15 protein-coding genes and 2 riboswitches are annotated in these 16,325 nt (G+C 70.5%); of the genes, 6 read left to right on the top strand and 9 right to left on the bottom strand.

Annotated elements, in window-relative coordinates; translation table 11 throughout:
• Positions 1 to 13 precede the first annotated feature (13 nt).
• Positions 14 to 1,186: a CaiB/BaiF CoA transferase family protein gene (locus tag WJ16_RS08350; protein WP_069256657.1), complete on the bottom strand. Its 1,173-nt coding sequence runs from the start codon at positions 1,184 to 1,186 to the stop codon at positions 14 to 16.
• Between the two features lie 279 nt (positions 1,187 to 1,465).
• On the opposite strand from WJ16_RS08350, the gene WJ16_RS08345 reads away from it, so the two are divergent.
• The gene (locus WJ16_RS08345; RefSeq protein WP_069256656.1) at positions 1,466 to 1,714 is read left to right on the top strand and encodes a hypothetical protein; all 249 of its coding nucleotides are present in this window, start codon (positions 1,466 to 1,468) and stop codon (positions 1,712 to 1,714) included.
• A 151-nt stretch (positions 1,715 to 1,865) separates the two neighbouring features.
• Entirely contained in the window at positions 1,866 to 2,288 is a 423-nt protein-coding gene (locus tag WJ16_RS08340) for an NUDIX hydrolase (RefSeq protein WP_069256655.1), read from the top strand.
• 21 nt (positions 2,289 to 2,309) lie between these two features.
• Here WJ16_RS08340 and WJ16_RS08335 read toward each other — a convergent pair whose 3' ends face one another.
• The 7 genes from WJ16_RS08335 to cobW all read right to left on the bottom strand — a co-directional run bounded on the left by WJ16_RS08335 (position 2,310) and on the right by cobW (position 10,562).
• The gene (locus tag WJ16_RS08335) at positions 2,310 to 2,636 is read right to left on the bottom strand and encodes a low molecular weight protein tyrosine phosphatase family protein (RefSeq protein WP_069256654.1); all 327 of its coding nucleotides are present in this window, start codon (positions 2,634 to 2,636) and stop codon (positions 2,310 to 2,312) included.
• 31 nt (positions 2,637 to 2,667) lie between these two features.
• On the bottom strand, positions 2,668 to 3,240 hold the full coding sequence (locus tag WJ16_RS08330; RefSeq protein WP_069256653.1) for a DUF1993 domain-containing protein: 573 nt from the start codon (positions 3,238 to 3,240) through the stop codon (positions 2,668 to 2,670).
• A 144-nt stretch (positions 3,241 to 3,384) separates the two neighbouring features.
• Positions 3,385 to 3,837, bottom strand: coding sequence for a YaiI/YqxD family protein (locus WJ16_RS08325; RefSeq protein ID WP_011351963.1), 453 nt, complete (start codon positions 3,835 to 3,837; stop codon positions 3,385 to 3,387).
• Between the two features lie 70 nt (positions 3,838 to 3,907).
• Positions 3,908 to 4,516, bottom strand: a complete 609-nt coding sequence (locus tag WJ16_RS08320) for a vWA domain-containing protein (RefSeq protein WP_069256652.1) — start codon at positions 4,514 to 4,516, stop codon at positions 3,908 to 3,910.
• Between the two features lie 68 nt (positions 4,517 to 4,584).
• A complete protein-coding gene (locus tag WJ16_RS08315) occupies positions 4,585 to 5,661 on the bottom strand; it encodes a magnesium chelatase ATPase subunit I (RefSeq protein ID WP_069256651.1) in 1,077 nt (358 codons plus the stop codon).
• Entirely contained in the window at positions 5,658 to 9,467 is a 3,810-nt protein-coding gene (gene cobN / locus WJ16_RS08310) for a cobaltochelatase subunit CobN (protein ID WP_069256650.1), read from the bottom strand. Before cobN ends, WJ16_RS08315 begins: the two co-directional genes overlap by 4 nt.
• A gap of 6 nt (positions 9,468 to 9,473) precedes the next feature.
• Positions 9,474 to 10,562: a cobalamin biosynthesis protein CobW gene (gene cobW / locus WJ16_RS08305; RefSeq protein WP_069256649.1), complete on the bottom strand. Its 1,089-nt coding sequence runs from the start codon at positions 10,560 to 10,562 to the stop codon at positions 9,474 to 9,476.
• 320 nt (positions 10,563 to 10,882) lie between these two features.
• A riboswitch (cobalamin riboswitch) is annotated at positions 10,883 to 11,147 on the bottom strand.
• Between the two features lie 113 nt (positions 11,148 to 11,260).
• A riboswitch (cobalamin riboswitch) is annotated at positions 11,261 to 11,498 on the top strand.
• 170 nt (positions 11,499 to 11,668) lie between these two features.
• Between cobW and cobA the strand changes: the two genes are divergently transcribed.
• From cobA to WJ16_RS08285, 4 genes are read left to right on the top strand one after another with little or no spacing between them, the layout of a single operon-like run.
• Positions 11,669 to 12,418, top strand: coding sequence for a uroporphyrinogen-III C-methyltransferase (cobA, locus tag WJ16_RS08300; RefSeq protein ID WP_069258005.1), 750 nt, complete (start codon positions 11,669 to 11,671; stop codon positions 12,416 to 12,418).
• A complete protein-coding gene (locus WJ16_RS08295; RefSeq protein ID WP_069256648.1) occupies positions 12,415 to 12,792 on the top strand; it encodes a cobalamin biosynthesis protein in 378 nt (125 codons plus the stop codon). The genes cobA and WJ16_RS08295 overlap by 4 nt, the downstream gene beginning before the upstream one ends.
• 37 nt (positions 12,793 to 12,829) lie before the next feature.
• Positions 12,830 to 13,432 (top strand): cob(I)yrinic acid a,c-diamide adenosyltransferase, encoded by a 603-nt coding sequence (cobO, locus tag WJ16_RS08290; RefSeq protein ID WP_069256647.1) that lies wholly within the window; start codon positions 12,830 to 12,832, stop codon positions 13,430 to 13,432.
• Between the two features lie 2 nt (positions 13,433 to 13,434).
• Positions 13,435 to 14,739: a cobyrinate a,c-diamide synthase gene (locus tag WJ16_RS08285; RefSeq protein WP_069256646.1), complete on the top strand. Its 1,305-nt coding sequence runs from the start codon at positions 13,435 to 13,437 to the stop codon at positions 14,737 to 14,739.
• A 120-nt stretch (positions 14,740 to 14,859) separates the two neighbouring features.
• Here the strand turns inward: WJ16_RS08285 and WJ16_RS08280 are convergent, their stop codons facing one another.
• A complete protein-coding gene (locus WJ16_RS08280) occupies positions 14,860 to 16,023 on the bottom strand; it encodes a M20 aminoacylase family protein (RefSeq protein ID WP_069256645.1) in 1,164 nt (387 codons plus the stop codon).
• Between the last annotated feature and the right edge of the window lie 302 nt (positions 16,024 to 16,325).

Raw genomic sequence — 16,325 nt, 5'->3', positions numbered from 1 at the left:
CCCGCGCTGGCGGTCAGCGCCGGTGCGGTTCGGTGTCGCGCTCGCCGCCGACCGCGTCGGCGAACACCTGCGCCGCGTGTTCGTTCAGCGCGGGCGGCGGCCGCCGGTACGTGGCCGGCGTGCGGCCGAGCTTGATCGGCGACGCGATCCCGCGATGCCGGCCCAGTTCCACCTTCATCCGCCGATGCGCGACATGCGGATGGTCGAGCGCCGCGTCGAGCCCGAGCACCGGCGCGCACGGCACGCCGCGACGCATCAGCTGCTCGGCGAGCGCGGCGCCGTCGTGGCCGGCCAGCGCCGTTTCGAGCCGTGCGCGCAGCGCGGCGCGGTTCGCGCTGCGCGCGCGGTTGTCGGCGAAGCGCGGATCGTCGAGCCAGTCGCGCGTGCCGAGCACGTCGCACAGCGCCGCGAACTGCCCGTTGTTGCCGACCGCGAGAAAGATGTCGACGCCCGCGGTCGGAAAGCTGTCGTACGGCGTGATGTTCGGATGCGCATTGCCGGTACGCACCGGCGCGCGACCCGAATGAAAGAAGTTCGGCGTATGCGGATGCAGGATCGACAGCGCGCAGTCGAACAGCGTCGATTCGACGAACTGGCCGCGGCCGCTCACGTCGCGCTCGCGCAACGCCATCAGCACGCCGAGCGCCGCGTTCAGCCCGGTGACGAGGTCGACGATCGGCACGCCGACCCGCAGCGGTGCGCCGCCGGCTTCGCCATTGACGCTCATCAGCCCCGCGAGCGCCTGCACGGCCGCGTCGTAACCGGGCAGCCCGCCGAGCGGGCCGTCCGCGCCGAAACCCGACACGCGGCAGTGGACGAGGCGCGGAAAGCGCGCATGCAGCGCGTCGAAGCCGAGCCCCCAGCGCTCCATCGTGCCGATCTTGAAGTTCTCGACGATCGCGTCCGCGTGTTCGAGCAGGCCGAGCAGCCGCTCCCGGTCGGCCGCCTGCGTCAGATCGAGCGCGATGCCGAGCTTGTTGCGGTTCACGCCGAGGAAGTACGACGCGGTATCGCCGTCGAACGGCGGCCCCCACGTGCGGGTTTCGTCGCCGGACGGCGGCTCGATCTTGATCACCTGCGCACCGTGGTCGGCCAGGATCTGCGTCGCGTACGGGCCGCCCAGCACCCGCGACAGATCGATGATGCGCAATCCCGCCAGCGCGCCCTGCTGCTCGTGTTCCGCCATGCGTCCCGCTCCTGGTTCCGGTTGATCGGACTGCCGGCTCCGGCGGCCGCGTGCTCCGCGGCGCGATCGTCCGGATTCGACGAATAATTCTTGTGCATGAATTTATATTCACACTCGGGAATTTCGTTGTCAACCCCGGCCGCACCCTGATCAGCCGGCGCGGACAATGCGGCCGTGCGCAAGTGGGGGCGACACCGAATACCGGCTGGTTGCGGTCGCGCCCCGCGTTTCGCTAAGCTGGCGGGCAATCTTCATCTCAAAAAATCGGGCGGATCATTCATGAAACGGATGTTGCTGGCAGTTTTCATCCTCGCGTCGACGCTGGGCACCGGACACGCACAAACGCAGACGTTCCATTTCGGCGAAGGACAGACGCAGATGCCCGGCGCAGCCGCGCCGACCGCACGGCCTGCCCCCGCGCGCCGGCACGCGACGCCGCCGGCGCGCCACCACCGGCGTGCCGTTCACAAGCGCCGCCAGCCGCGGCACGCGAAGCCGGCGCGCAGCGGGATCTATACGCACGCGTGACCCGGCGCCCGGCCCGCGACGCGGTTGCACGGAACTGTCACGAACGGCCGGTATGATCGCTGCGGCTGCCTGCACACCGTCGCGGCCCGCCGCCCGGCAGCGCGCCGCCGACGTGCATTTTCTCCACGATTGAGCACCTGTTTTGCCGAACATGAGTACCGGGCCGGACATTCTCGACGTCATCAAGGAACGCGCCACGATCGTGTGCCGTCAGCGCAGCAGCGTGCTGCTGGTCGCCCGCACCGCGTCGCGCTGGTCGCTGCCGGGCGGCACGATCCGGCGCGGCGAGACACCGCTCGATGCCGCGCTGCGGGAGCTTGCCGAGGAAACGCGGCTGGAGGGGCTCGCGCTCGACTACGCGGTGCAGTTCGGCGGGCTGACGAAGCTCCATCACGTGTTCGTGGCCGACGTGCCGGCGCACCTGACGCCGCGCGCGAGCAACGAGATCGCCCGCTGCAAGTGGTTCGCCGTCGACCGGCTCGACACGCTGCGTGCGAGCGTGCCGACGCGCAAGATCATCGAGTTGCTGCGGCTCGACTGCTTTTCGGCGATCGCGAACGGCCGGCTGCGCTGAGCCCGCTATCGCCCGCAACGGTCACGCGTGCAGATACGGGCCGACCTTGCGCTCGAGCAGCGTGACGAGTTCGGGCTGCATGTAGGTGTAACGGTCGGGAATGTCGAGGCACACGATCTTCTTGTGCCGCAGCTGCGCGCCGAACTGCGCCGCCAGCCGCGCCTTGTGCGCACGCTCCATCACGAACACGACGTCGGCCCAGTCGAGCTGCTCGGCGGACACGCGTGTATCCGCATCGGGGGCGAGGCCCGCCGAGTCGGCTTCGACGTCCGGCCACGCGGCGAATACCGCTTCGGCGGTCGGGCTGCGCAGCCGGTTGCGACTGCAGATGAAGAGCGCGCGCGTCATGTCGTTTCGACGTGGCCCGACACGGGCCTGCTCACCCTTGCGGAATCGTGCCCGGCCGGACGTACGCGAGCATGTGCGGCACGTAGTCGGCCTTGCCGAGTTCGACGCCGTGGTGGCGCAGGATCGCGTAAGCGGCGATCGCGTGGAAGTAGAACTGCGGCAGCGCCCAGTCGCGCGCGTACTGTTCGCCCGTCATGTCGAACGCGATCCCGTTCGGCAATTCGAGCGCGATCGGCAGCGCGACGCCGCCGTCGAGCGCATCCGGCGCGAGTTCGCCGAGAAAGGCGAGCGTGCCGGCGATGATCGCCTGCGCGTCGGCGAGCGTGCCGGGCTGCGCATCGGCATTCCATCCGGCCTCGCGCAACGCCAGCAGCGCGGCCGGTAACGGTTCGCCACGCAAACGGTGGACGGGCTCCATCGCCTGGAAGCACGAGAAGCGCACCTGTGCCGCGAGCGGATACATGTCGGGCGCGAGCTTCAGCGTCATCGCCGTGTCGGGCGTGTCGCCCGCGGCCTGCCGGTGCGCGGCCGCCTTGTCGAGCCACGCGGTCTGCGCGCGCAGCATCTGGGTGAAGGTCGGAACGAGAAGTTGGGTCGGTGACACGCGTGCGCTCCTGTGTTGTGGTTTGCGCCACGATAGCAGCGTCGGTACGAACCTGCATCCTCGCCGGGGCCATGCGCGCGATTCGATGCGGATCAGGCCGCGCGTGTCGCGAGATGCGCGGCGCGCGTCCGCGTCAACGCATCGTCAAGGCTTGCCGTGCCGAGCCAGAAACCGGTCGAGCTGCGACGCAAACGCCTTGCCGTCGCGCGCGCTGAACGGCGCCGGCCCGCCCGTGTCGATGCCCGCGCTGCGCAGCTGATCCATCATCGCGCGCGTCGACAGGCGTTCCTCGATGTTCTCGCGGCTGAACCAGTTGCCGCGCGGGTCGAGCGCATGCGCGCCCTTGTCGAGCACGGCGGCGGCCAGCGGAATGTCGGCGGTGATCACGAGGTCGCCCGCTTCCACCAGCTCGACGATGCGCGCGTCGGCCACGTCGAAGCCGGCCGGCACCTGCACCGCCTTGATGAACGGCGACGGCGGCGTACGCAGAAACTGGTTCGCGACCAGCGTCACGCAGATTTCGGCACGACGCGCGGCGCGAAACAGCATGTCCTTGATGACGGCGGGACACGCGTCGGCATCGACCAGTACTTGCATGGCGGGTTTTTCCAGTGGGTTGAAGCAGAAGCAGCAGAAGCCGCGATCATAGCGCACCGCCGGCCGGCGATCAGCCGGCGCGACCCGTGCACAGCGCGTCGGCCGTCACCCACTGCGCGCCCCACGCCGCGGCCAGCCGCGCGCCCTGCCCGATCCGCACGGCCGCGTCGTCGAAGTCGACGAACACGACGTGATCGGCCGCCGCGGGTTTCGCAGGCGTCTCGCGCGTGCGTCCGTCGGACAGCACCCACAGCCAGCGCTGCGCGCCGGGTTCGCGCCGTGCCGCGCGCGCGAGCAATTGCGCGGCGGCCGCGATGCCGTCCGCGAGCGGCGTGCCGCCGCCGCCTTCGACCGGTTCGAGCCAGCGCGCATTCCACCAGCGCGGCACGGCCGGGCCGAAGCGCCGCACAGCGCCGTTGCCGCCGAAGCAGATCAGCGCGGTTTCGACCCGGTCGCGCGCAGCCTGGTCGAAATACGCGACGATCAGCCCCTTCGCCAATGCGAGCCGCTCGTGCGACAGCATCGATGCCGAACAGTCGAGCACGAAGCAATGCAGCGCGTGCGGCGCGCCCGCGCGTTTCCGCAAGCGCAGATGATCGCGCTGCAGCGGGCCGCCGCGTTTCGCGGCGAGCGTCGCGGGCCACGCCACGGCCGTGCCCGCGCGTGCCGTCCCCGGCACGTGCGCGGCGGCGCCTGCTTGCCATCGAGGACCGCGAACGGCGTTCGCGGCGGCGCGGGCTCGATGGCTCAGCGTTTTTTTAGCGGCAGCGGCATCACGCCTTTCACGTCGCGTAGCCCGGCCGGCTCGGGCGGCAGGTAGCCCCAGTCGCCTTGCGGTGGCGTGGCATCGTTCTGCGCCGCGCCCGATGGCTCGCCGGGGCGCTCGCGCGCATCGGGCGAAGCGTGGCCGCCGCGTTCGTCGTCGGGTTGCGGCGCGCCGGACGACGGCGGCATGCCCGCATGGCGCCGGTGCCGCAGCACCGCGTCGGCCACCCGCTCCACGTGCGACACCGCCACTGCGTCGGCCTGTTCCAGCGCGGCCAGTGCGCGCGCCGCGCGCAGCATCACGAGATCGGCGCGCAACCCGTCGACGGCCGCGTCGATGCACAGCGCGCTGACGCGCGCATGAACCGCATCGTCGAAATCGAGCGCCGCGAGCCGTGCGCGCGCTGCGTGAATCCGGTCGCCGAGTGCGCGCTGCGCGGCGGCATGACGCGCGCGAAACGCATCCGGATCGAGATCGAACGCGAGCCGCGCCTTCACGATCCGCTCACGCTGCGCGGCGTCGAAGCAGTTCTCCAGTTCGATCATCAAGCCGAAGCGGTCGAGCAGTTGCGGCCGCAGTTCGCCTTCCTCGGGATTCATCGTCCCGATCAGCACGAAGCGCGCGTCGTGCGCATGCGACACGCCATCGCGCTCGACGATGTTCACGCCGCTCGCGGCGACGTCGAGCAGCGTATCGACGAGCCCGTCGGCGAGCAGGTTCACCTCGTCGACATACAGCACGCCGAGATGCGCGCGCGCCAGGAGGCCCGGCTGGAAGCGCACGCCGTTTTCGGCGAGCGCGTGCGCGAGATCGAGCGTACCCGTCACCTGTTCGTCGCTCGCCGACAGCGGCAGCGTGACGAACTGCCCTTCCGGCAGCAGCTCCGCGAGGCCGCGCGCGGCGGTCGACTTCGCGGTGCCGCGCGGCCCGCTCACGAGCACGCCGCCGAGCGACGGGTCGATCGCGGCGAGCAGCAGCGCCTGCTGCAGCGCGTCCTGCGCGACGAGCGCCGCAAACGGAAAAACCGCGCGGGCGCGGTGCGTCGTCGGACCGGTCATCGCCGTCCTCCTTCCTGGAATTGTTCGCTCGCGAACCAGACCGCTTCGATCCGTTCGCGATAGTCGCCCGGCTGCTGCCACAGGCCGCGCTGCATCGCCTCGACGAAGCGTTCGCAGATGCCGTGCAGCGCCTTCGGGTTGTACCGTTCGAGGAACGCGCGGGTCGCATCGTCGAACAGGTAGGCGTCGGCGACGAGCGCGTACTGGTGGTCGGACAGCACGCGCGCGGTCGCGTCGTAGCCGTACAGATAATCGACGGTCGCGGCCATTTCGGCCGCGCCCTTGTAACCGTGGCGCTTCACGCCGTCGAGCCATTTCGGGTTGATCACGCGCGAGCGGATCACCCGCGCGATTTCCTCGCGCAGCGTGCGCATCTTCGGCGCGGCCGGGTTCGCGTGGTCGCCGTGGTAGAGGCTCGGCTGCTGCCCGGACAGATGCCGCACGGCCGCGGTCATCCCGCCCTGGAACTGGTAGTAGTCGTTCGAATCGAGGATGTCGTGCTCGCGGCTGTCCTGGTTCTGCACGACGACGTCGATCGTCGCGAGCCGCTCGCCGAACACGTCGGCCGCCGCGTCGCCCGCGCTGTTCTGCGCATACGCGTGGCCGCCCCACTGGCGATATGCGTCGGCGAGGTCGGCGTCGGTCTGCCAGCGGCGCTGGTCGATCAGGTCCTGCAAGCCCGCGCCGTAGCTGCCCGGCCGCGCGCCGAACACGCGCCAGCCGGCGCGGCGCCGCGCCTCGTCCGGCGCGACGCCCTGCGCGATCCATTTTGCGCGTTCGCGCTCGATGCGCGCGCGGATCGGGTTCAGTGCCTCGGGCTCGTCGAGTGCGGCCACCGCCTGCACGGCCGCATCGAACAGGTGCATCAGGTTCGGGAACGCGTCGCGGAAGAAGCCCGACACACGCAGCGTCACGTCGATGCGAGGCCGGTCGAAGATCTCGATCGGCAGGATCTCGAAGTCGGTCACCCGGTGGCTGCCGTGCGCCCATTTCGGCCGCACGCCGAGCAGCGCGAACGCCTGCGCGATGTCGTCGCCGCCGGTACGCATCGTCGCCGTGCCCCAGACGGACAGCCCGATCGCGCGCGGATAGTCGCCGTGATCCTGCTGGTGGCGCTCGATCAGTTGCTGCGCGGATTTCAGGCCGAGCGACCACGCGGCCTGCGTCGGCACCGCGCGGGTGTCGACCGAGTAGAAGTTGCGGCCGGTCGGCAGCACGTCGGGGCGGCCGCGCGACGGCGAGCCGCTCGGCCCCGGCGGCACGAAGCGGCCGTCGAGCCCGCGCAGCAGCTGGCGCATTTCCTCGCCGCCGCACGCGTCGAGCGCGGGCAGCAGCGTCGCGCGCACGCGTTCGATCACGGCGAGCGTGTGCTGCCATTCGCCGGGAGGCGTCGCGTCGGCGCCCGTGTCGCCATCGTCCGCCGCGCACAGCGCGTCGAGCCATTGCTGCGCGAGCCGTTCGAGCCGCTCGCGCGTATCGCCCGCATGGCGCCACGGCGACGCGTCGAGCGCCTGCAGGATCGCCGGGCGCGGGCCGACCCACGGCGCGGCCCAGTCGGCCGCGAGCGGATCGAAGTCGTCGCCGAGCGCGAGATCGCGCGCGAGCGCACCGATCAACCCTGCGCGGCCGCCCTTGCCGTCGCCCACCGGAAAGCGCGCGAGCGCGAGCAGCGTGTCGCGGCGCTGCCGATCGGCCGGCGACAGGCCGAACACGTGCAGCCCGTCGCGGATCTGCGCTTCCTTCAGTTCGCACAGCCATGCGTCCACGCGCGTGAGCAGCGCATCTTCGTCGCCCGTATCGAGCGGCGGCGACACGCTCAGTTCGTCATGCAGACGATGCTCGGCGATCGTCGCGAGGATCGTCTTGCGCAGCAGCTTCGCGCGCCGCGCATCGACCATCAGCGCTTCGTAGTATTCGTCGACCTGCCGTTCGAGATCCTGCAGCGGGCCGTAGTTTTCCGCGCGCGTGAGCGGCGGCATCAGGTGATCGACGATCACGGCCTGCGCGCGGCGCTTCGCCTGGCTGCCCTCGCCCGGATCGTTGACGATGAACGGATACAGGTGCGGCAACGGCCCGAGCGTCAGGTCGGGCCAGCACGCGTCGGACAGTGCGACGCTCTTGCCCGGCAGCCATTCGAGGTTGCCGTGCTTGCCGAGATGGATGACCGCGTCGATGCGGTACGCATCGCGCAGCCAGAAATAAAACGCGAGATACGCGTGCGGCGGCACGAGATCCGCATCGTGGTAGCTCGCGTAGTCGTTCTCGCCGCGCGAGCGCGACGGCTGGATGCCGACGAACACGTTGCCCGCGCGCCAGCCGGCGATCGTGAAGCGGCCTTGCCGCAGCGTCGGGTCGGCTTCGGGCGGACCCCAGCGTGCGTTCAGCGCATCGCGCACCGCCGCCGGCAGCCGCGCGAAACGCGCGACGTAGTCGGCCAGCAGGTAGCTCTGGAACGCGGGGCGCAATGTGTGCACGGCCGGGTCGTTGGTCACGCCTTCGGTGAGGCGCGCGATCAACGCGTCGCCGTCGGGCGGCAGGTCGGCCACCGCGTAGCCCGCGTCGCGCAGCGCCGCGAGCACGCGCAGCGCGGACGCCGGCGTGTCGAGGCCGACGCCGTTGCCGATCCGCCCTTCGCTTTGCGGATAGTTCGCGAGGATCAGCGCGATGCGCTTGTCGGCGTTGTCGAGCGTGCGCAGCCGGCACCAGCCGCGCGCGAGCGCCGCGACGAACGCGATCCGCTCGGCGTCCGGCTGGTAGCGCACGACGTCGACTTCGGTATGCGGGCAGCGACACGCGAGCCCCTTGAAGCTCACCGCGCGCGTGACGATGCGGCCGTCGACCTCGGGCAGCGCGATGTGCATCGCGATGTCGCGCGCATGCAGCCCCTGGTTGTCGGCGACCCACGCGTCGCGATTGCCGCCGGACAGGATCACCTGCAGCACCGGCGCGTCGCCCGCGAGCACGTCGTGTTCGGGGCTGTCGATCGCGCCGGCCGCGAACGCGGTCGTATTCAGCACGAGCGCGACCTCGTGCGTGTCGCAAAGCTGCGTGATGACTTCGCGGCTCACCGCGTCCTTCAGCGACGTGACCGCGATCGGCAGCGGATTGAGCCCCTGCTCGACGAGCGCATCGGCCAGCGCGTCGAACACGGCCGTGTTCGCGGCCTGCCAGTGCGCGCGATAGAACAGGATCGCGACGACGGGCGCACCGGGCGTCCAGCGCGGCCGCCAGTCGTCGACGCTCGCGCGGTCGCGCGCCGGGTGATACAGCGCCGCGGCCGGCAGCGGGCGCGGCAGTTCGGGGGCGTCGCCGAACCCGAGCGTGTGGAACGCAATGCTGCGCAGCAGCGCGTCGGCGTTGTGCACGCCGCCTTCGCGCAGATAGCGCCACCACAGCCGGCACAGGTCGGGCGCGACGGTACTCTTCGCGACGAGGTTCGGGTCTTCCTGCAGGTCGCCCGAGAACATCGCGAGCTGCTGCCCGCGCTTCGACGCGAGCGACACGGCCTGCTCGATCCCGTACGGCCAGTACGCCTCGCCGCCGAGATGGTCGATCACGACCGCCTTCGCGTGCCGCAGCACGTCGTCGACATAGAAATCGACCGACGCCGGCTGCCGCAGGAACGTGACGTTCGCGAGCCGCACGCTCGGGAAACCGGCCGGCAGCCGCGGCACGACGCTCGCGAGCAGCGACAGCGTCGTGTCGGCCGAACTCAGGATCACGATGTCGGCCGGTTGCTGATCGATCCGGACGACGCCCTGCGTATCGTCGACGAAGCCGCCCGGCGTGGTGCGCAGGAGATGCATCGTCCGTTACGCCTGTTGCGGCTCGGCCGCGCAAGCGGCGTCGAACGCACGCTGCAGCGCGGCCGCGTCGAGATCCTCGCCGATCAGCACGAAGCGGCTCGCGCGCGTTTCGCCGTCCTGCCAGCGACGGTCGAAATAGCTGTCGAAGCGGCGGCCGACACCCTGGATCACGAGCCGCATCGGCGCATCGGGCAGCGCCGCGAAGCCTTTCGCGCGGTAGATCGTGTGCGCTTCGACCACGCGCTGCAGCGCGGCGATCGTCGCTTCGCGCGTGCCGGCGTCGCCGGACACGACCACCGAGTCGAAATCGTCGTGATGGTGGTCGTGATCGCCGTCGTCGGCCGAGCCGTGATGATCGTGACGCAGGTGGATCGTTTCTTCCGATGCCGATTCGAGCCCGAGCAGCATCGCGAGATCGAGTTCGCCGCGCGTCGCGCGCACGATCTTCACCTGCGGCGGGATCTCGTCGCGGATCGCGGTTTCGATCTGCGCGAATTGCGCGTCGCCGACGAGATCGGCCTTGTTCACGATCACGAGATCGGCGGACGACAGTTGATCGGCGAACAGTTCGTGCAGCGGCGATTCGTGATCGAGGTTCGGGTCGGCGCGTCGCTGCGCGTCGACGGCCTGCGGGTTTTCCGCGAACTGGCCGCTCGCGGCCGCCGGCCCGTCGACGACGGTCACCACCGCGTCGACCGTGAAGCTGTTGCGGATCGTCGGCCAGTTGAACGCCTGCACGAGCGGCTTCGGCAGCGCGAGGCCCGACGTCTCGATCAGCACGTGGTCGATGTCCGCGCGGCGCTCGACGAGCGCCTCCATCACCGGATAGAACTCTTCCTGCACGGTGCAGCACAGGCAGCCGTTCGCGAGTTCGTACAGCTGGCCCGACGCTTCGCCCTGCGCGCCGTCGGCATCCTCGCAGCCGATGCCGCAGCCCTTGAGGATTTCGCCGTCGATGCCGAGTTCGCCGAATTCGTTGACGATCACCGCGATGCGGCGGCCTTCGGCGTGCTGCAGGATGTGGCGCATCAGCGTCGTCTTGCCGCTGCCGAGAAAGCCCGTGACGATCGTGACGGGAAGCTTGCGTAGGGTCATGGTAGGTCCTGTGTCGGAAATGGATCAGCGCGGGATCGTCGCGTCGAGGGCGGCGTGGCAGTTCGGCTGGCGGATCGCGCGCATGCCGCCGCGCGGACAGCCGCGGCACGGGCGGAACGACGAATCGGACATGGTGCTTCCTTGCGAACGGTCGACATCGTGAATGCCAACACGGCTGCCGCCGGCCCGGCTCGCGCTGCCTGCCGTTCGCCGCGCCGGCCGGCGCGCGCTCGCGCGGCGGCAGATCGGCGGAGGCAGCGTGCAACGCGCGGGCGTCGGGCCTGCTGCGGCCGTGGACGATGCGCCGCCTCCCCGCGGCGCTGTACCCCAATGTTCGGGCCGGTATCCGGGCTGACGAACACGCCGCTTCGCCTTCCCGGATGCGCGCGGCATCCAGTGGCGGTCGTCCGCATGCATCGGCATGCGGCGAAGCGGCGTTGCGTGGCGCTTGCGCGCGACGCGTTCGCTTACCGTTGCGGGGGCAGCACAGGTTGGCTCGACTGCGGCGCAGGCAGGCTCCCTGTTTCCCGTTTAACTGCGCGCACCGGAGCGGCGCGCGCGAGCACCAAAACGCGTGCGAGTGTAGGCGGCGGTGCGGGGAGCGTCAAGGCGAACGGGGCCGCCGGGCCGCATCCGGCACGGCCGTCGCGCCGCGTCGCAGGCCACGCGCGGCGGTTCGCGCGGGCGGATCGCTGTGCTATCGTATGCGCCGCGTTCGGTGCTCGCAGGCGCATTCCGCGCCCGCAGTTAAACGGGAAACAGGAGGCGGCTCCCCGCCCGGCCTGTGCTGTCCCCGCAACGGTACGCCGCCCGCGCGACGCGCTTCCCCGCGCACGCGCCCGTGCCGCCCACGATGCCACTGCCCTTCAGCCGGGTGGGAAGGCCGCGGCCTGGCAAGCGGCCAGCCCGGATACCGGCCGACGCAAGGGGCGAGCCCGACGCTCGCCGAACGCCCGATCCGCGGGGAACGGATGGGGTGCGCCTTCCGCCCGCGTTCGCGCGGGCTTCGCTCGATCCGTGATGCGTGACTTCCTAGCTGGCCGCCGCCGTGCCGCCCGCCTGCCCTTTTCCACTGTTTCGACACGGTGCGCGCCGTGCCGCGCCCGATGAGCCGCGCGTGGCTCGTCGGCGCCGGCCCCGGCGACGCCGACCTGCTGACGCTCAAGGCCGTGCACGCGATCGGCGCGGCGGACGTGCTGCTCGTCGACGATCTCGTGAATCCCGACGTGCTGCGCCATGCGCGTGCCGATGCGAACATCGAGTACGTCGGCAAGCGCGGCGGTCATGCGTCGACGCCGCAGGAGGCGATCGTCGCCGCGATGCTCGCGCACCTGCGCGCGGGCCGCAGCGTCGCGCGGCTCAAGGGCGGCGATCCGTTCGTGTTCGGCCGCGGCGGCGAGGAGCTCGCGGCGCTCGGCGCGGCGGGATTCCCGGTCGAGGTCGTGAACGGCGTCACCGCGGGCATTGCCGCGCCGGCCGCACTCGGCATTCCGGTCACGCAGCGCGGCGACGCGCAGGGCGTGATCTTTGTCACGGGCCACGGCGCGGGCGCCGACGAGCCCGACTGGCGCGCGCTCGCGGCCACCCGCATGACGATCGTCATCTACATGGGCATCCGCCGGCTCGACACGATCGCAGCGGCGCTGCGTGCTGGCGGCCTGCCCGGCGACACGCCGTGCGCGGCGATCGAGCATGCGACGCGCCCCGAACAGCGTCACGTACTCGCGACGCTCGATACGCTCGTCGCGCGCATCGGCGCGGCCGGCATCGGCTCACCGGCCATCGTCGTGATCGGCCGCGTCGCGGCGCTCGCCGACGATCCCGCAGTACGCGCCGCGCTCGGCGGCAACGCATGATGCGCGTCGCGCTGGGCGTCGGTTTCCGCGCGGGCGTGACGGCCGCGCAGCTCGATGCCGCGATCCGTGCGGCGCTGGTGCGGTATCCGGCCGCCGAACCGGCGCTCGTCGCCACGCTCGCCGACAAGGCGCGCGCCCGCGCACTGCGCACGCTGTGCGCGCGACGCGGCTGGCCGCTCGTCGCATTCGACGCGGCGCAACTCGCAAGCCGCCCCGAACTGGCCGCGAGCGGCCCGTCGGATGCCGCGCTCGCGCGCTTCGGCGTCGCGGGCGTGGCCGAGCCGTGCGCGCAGCTCGCGGCGCCGCGCGGCCGGCTGCTGGGCCCACGATCCATCCGGGACGGCGTGACGGTCGCGCTCGCCGGCCCGCTGTGAACCCTTTGTTCCGCTTTCTTTCGACAGGACGAATCCGATGAAAACCGACGCCGAATCCCATCAACGGATGACCGAACGCCGCCGCGCGGGCCACGAGAAGAAGCAGGCCGCCGCCGTCAACGAAAAGGGCCTGCTGATCGTCAACACCGGCAACGGCAAGGGCAAGAGCACCGCCGCGTTCGGCATGGCCGTACGCGTGCTCGGTCACGGCATGCGGCTCGGTGTCGTGCAGTTCATCAAGGGCGCGCTGCACACGTCCGAGCGCGACTTCCTCGGCGCGGTGGCCGAATGCGATTTCGTGACGATGGGCGATGGCTATACGTGGAACACGCAGAACCGCGACGCCGACATCGCGACCGCGCGCAAAGGCTGGGACGAGGCGCGCCGGATGATCGAAAGCGGCGACTACCGGATGGTGATCCTCGACGAGCTGAACACGGTGCTGAAGTACGAATACCTGCCGCTCGACGAAGTGCTCGCGACGCTCGCCGCGCGGCCCGCTTCGGTGCACGTCGTCGTGACCGGCCGGCATGCGCCCGATGCGCTGATCGACGCGGCCGACCTCGTCACCGAAATGCGGCTCGTCAAGCATCCGTACAAGGAACAAGGCGTGAAGGCGCAGCGCGGCGTGGAGTTCTGAGCATGCCGGACTGCCCCGCGCTGTTCGTCAGCGCGCCCGCGTCGGGCCAGGGCAAGACGTCGGTGACGGCCGGCCTCGCGCGGCTGCACCGCCGGCTCGGCCGCCGCGTGCGCGTGTTCAAGACCGGGCCCGATTTTCTCGATCCGATGCTGCTCGAACGCGCGAGCGGCGCGCCCGTGCATGCGCTCGACCTCGGGATGGTCGGCGAGCCCGGCTGCCGTGCACTGCTGGCCGACGCCGCGCGCGACGCGGACCTGATCCTGATCGAAGGCGTGATGGGGCTGTTCGACGGGACGCCGAGCAGTGCCGACCTCGCGGCCGCGTTCGGCGTGCCGGTCGTCGCCGTGATTGCCGCGAAGGGGATGGCGCAGACGTTCGCGGCGATCGCATTCGGGCTCGCGCGATTCCGGCCGGGGCTGCCGTTTCACGGCGTGCTCGCGAACCGGGTCGGCTCGGCCCGGCATGCGGAACTGCTGCAACAGGCGCTGCCCGCCGACCTGCGCTGGCTTGGGCACATGCCGGCCGACGCGGGCATCGCACTGCCCGAGCGGCATCTCGGCCTGCACCAACCGGCCGACATCGACGATCTCGATGCACGGCTCGAGCGGGCGGCCGACGTGCTCGCGCACACGGCGCTCGCCGCATTGCCGCCGGCCGTCGCGTTCGCGGAACCGGACGCCGCGGCGCCGCTGCCGCGCGCGCTCGCCGGCCAGCGGATCGCAGTGGCGCACGATGCGGCGTTCTCGTTCATCTATCCGGCCAATCTTGCGTTGCTGGACACACTCGGCGCGCAGTTGCGGTTTTTCTCGCCGCTCGCCGACGAACCCGTGCCGGACGATTGCGACGCGCTGTTCCTGCCGGGCGGCTATCCCGAGCTGCATGCGGCGACGCTCGCGGCGAATGCAGCGACGGCGCGAACGATTCGCGCACACGCGGCGGCCGGCCGGGCGATCGTCGCGGAATGCGGGGGGATGGTGTATCTGTGCGAATCGCTGACCGATGTGGACGGCGTGACCACGCCGATGGTGGGTGTACTGCCGGGTCATGCGACGATGCAGCGAAGGTTCGCTGCGCTCGGCATGCAGCAGCTCGACACGCGCACCGGGCCGATGCGCGGCCATACGTTCCACTATTCGCGGCTCGCGACGACGCTGGAGCCGGTCGCGTTCGCCGCGCGCCCCGACGGTGGAGCGGACAGCGGCGAAGCCGTCTATCGCCACGACGCGATCGTCGCGACGTACATGCACATGTACTGGCCGTCGAATCCGCAGGCGGTCGTGGCGCTGTTCAGTGGGGACGCGTTCTAGATTCGGGACGGCTCAGGTCATGCCGGGATTGCCTGCCCAGTCGCAACGATCCCGTGCGTGCTTGCTTCTGCGGCAAGCTTGTCGATGTCCCGCCTCGCGCCGTATGCGGTGTTTCCCCGGTCAAACCAGGAACGTCTGCGCGAGCTTCACCCAGTACGACGCGCCGGTGGGCAGCACCGCGTCGTTGAAGTCGTAGCCGGGGTTGTGCACCATGCAGCCGCCCTCCCCGTCGCCGTTACCGATGATCAGGTAGCAGCCCGGCCGCTTCTCGAGCAGGAACGCGAAATCCTCGCTGCCGGTGAGCGGCACCATCTCGTCGATCAGGTTGGCGTCGCCCACCCACTCGCGCGCGACGCCGCGCGCGAACGCGGTCATGTCCGCATCGTTGACGAGCACCGGGTAGCGGCGCTGGTAGTCGATCGTCGCGCTCGCGCCGAACACGGCCGCCTGCGCATGCACGACCTCCTTGATGCGCGTCTCGAGCAGGTCGCGCACCTCGGGCTTCAGCGCGCGCACCGACAGGCGCATCTGCGCGCGATCGGGAATCACGTTCGGCGCGTCGCCCGAGTGGATCGCGCCGACCGTGACGATCGCCATGTCGAGCGGCGACACGTTGCGCGACACGATCGTCTGCAGCGCAATGACGATCTGCGCGCAGACGACCACCGAATCGACCGCCTTGTGCGGCACCGCGCCGTGACCGCCGCGGCCCTGCACGTCGACGATCACCGTATCCGACGATGCCATGAACGGCCCCGGCAGGAAACCGAACTTGCCCGTCGGGAAGCCGGGCATGTTGTGCATCGCGAAGATCGCGTCGCACGGGAACAGGTCGAACAGCCCTTCGTCGAGCATCCTCTTCGCGCCGCCGAGCCCTTCCTCGGCCGGCTGGAAAATCAGGTTCAGCGTGCCCGAGAAGCGGCGCTCGCGCGCGAGGTGCTTCGCGGCCGCGAGCAGCATCGCCGTGTGGCCGTCATGGCCGCATGCGTGCATCTTGCCGGCGATCCGGCTCTCGTACGGCAGGCCCGTCGTTTCGTGGATCGGCAGTGCGTCCATGTCGGCGCGCAGGCCGAGGCGCCGCGTGCCGTCGCCGACCCTCAACTGCGCGACGACGCCTGTGCCGCCAAGCCCGCGATGCACCGTGTAGCCCCACGACTGCAATTGCTCCGCGACGAGGTCGCTCGTCGCGAATTCCTCGAAGCCGAGCTCGGGGTGGGCATGGATGCGGTGCCGGATCTCGATCATTTCGTCGGCGAGGCCTGCGGGAATCACGCTGTGCGTCACGGTGTCGTCTCCTGATGTGCGGGGGTACTGCCGGGATGTGCAGGCAAGGATAGTCGGTTCAACGGCAACCGGGCAGACGGAAAGTCGTCACGGTAGCAACTCGTAGTTGCCATATTGGGAACGGTGTGCGCCCCGCGCAAGCTGGCTGTCCGGACGACTGCCGCGCCAGGGCCGGACACGCGAAACTGTACGCTACCTGTCGAATTCTTCTGTACGAGGACTGCCGTGACTATCGCTCGACATCCGGAAATAGTTACTGATAATCAAAGGTTTGCGAATATTTGTTCACTTTTTGACGCTCG

It is taken from the genome of Burkholderia metallica, from assembly GCF_001718555.1.
Lineage (GTDB): Bacteria > Pseudomonadota > Gammaproteobacteria > Burkholderiales > Burkholderiaceae > Burkholderia > Burkholderia metallica.
Note: the sequence above shows the minus strand (reverse complement) of the source record. Positions and strands in the feature narration are given on the sequence as shown.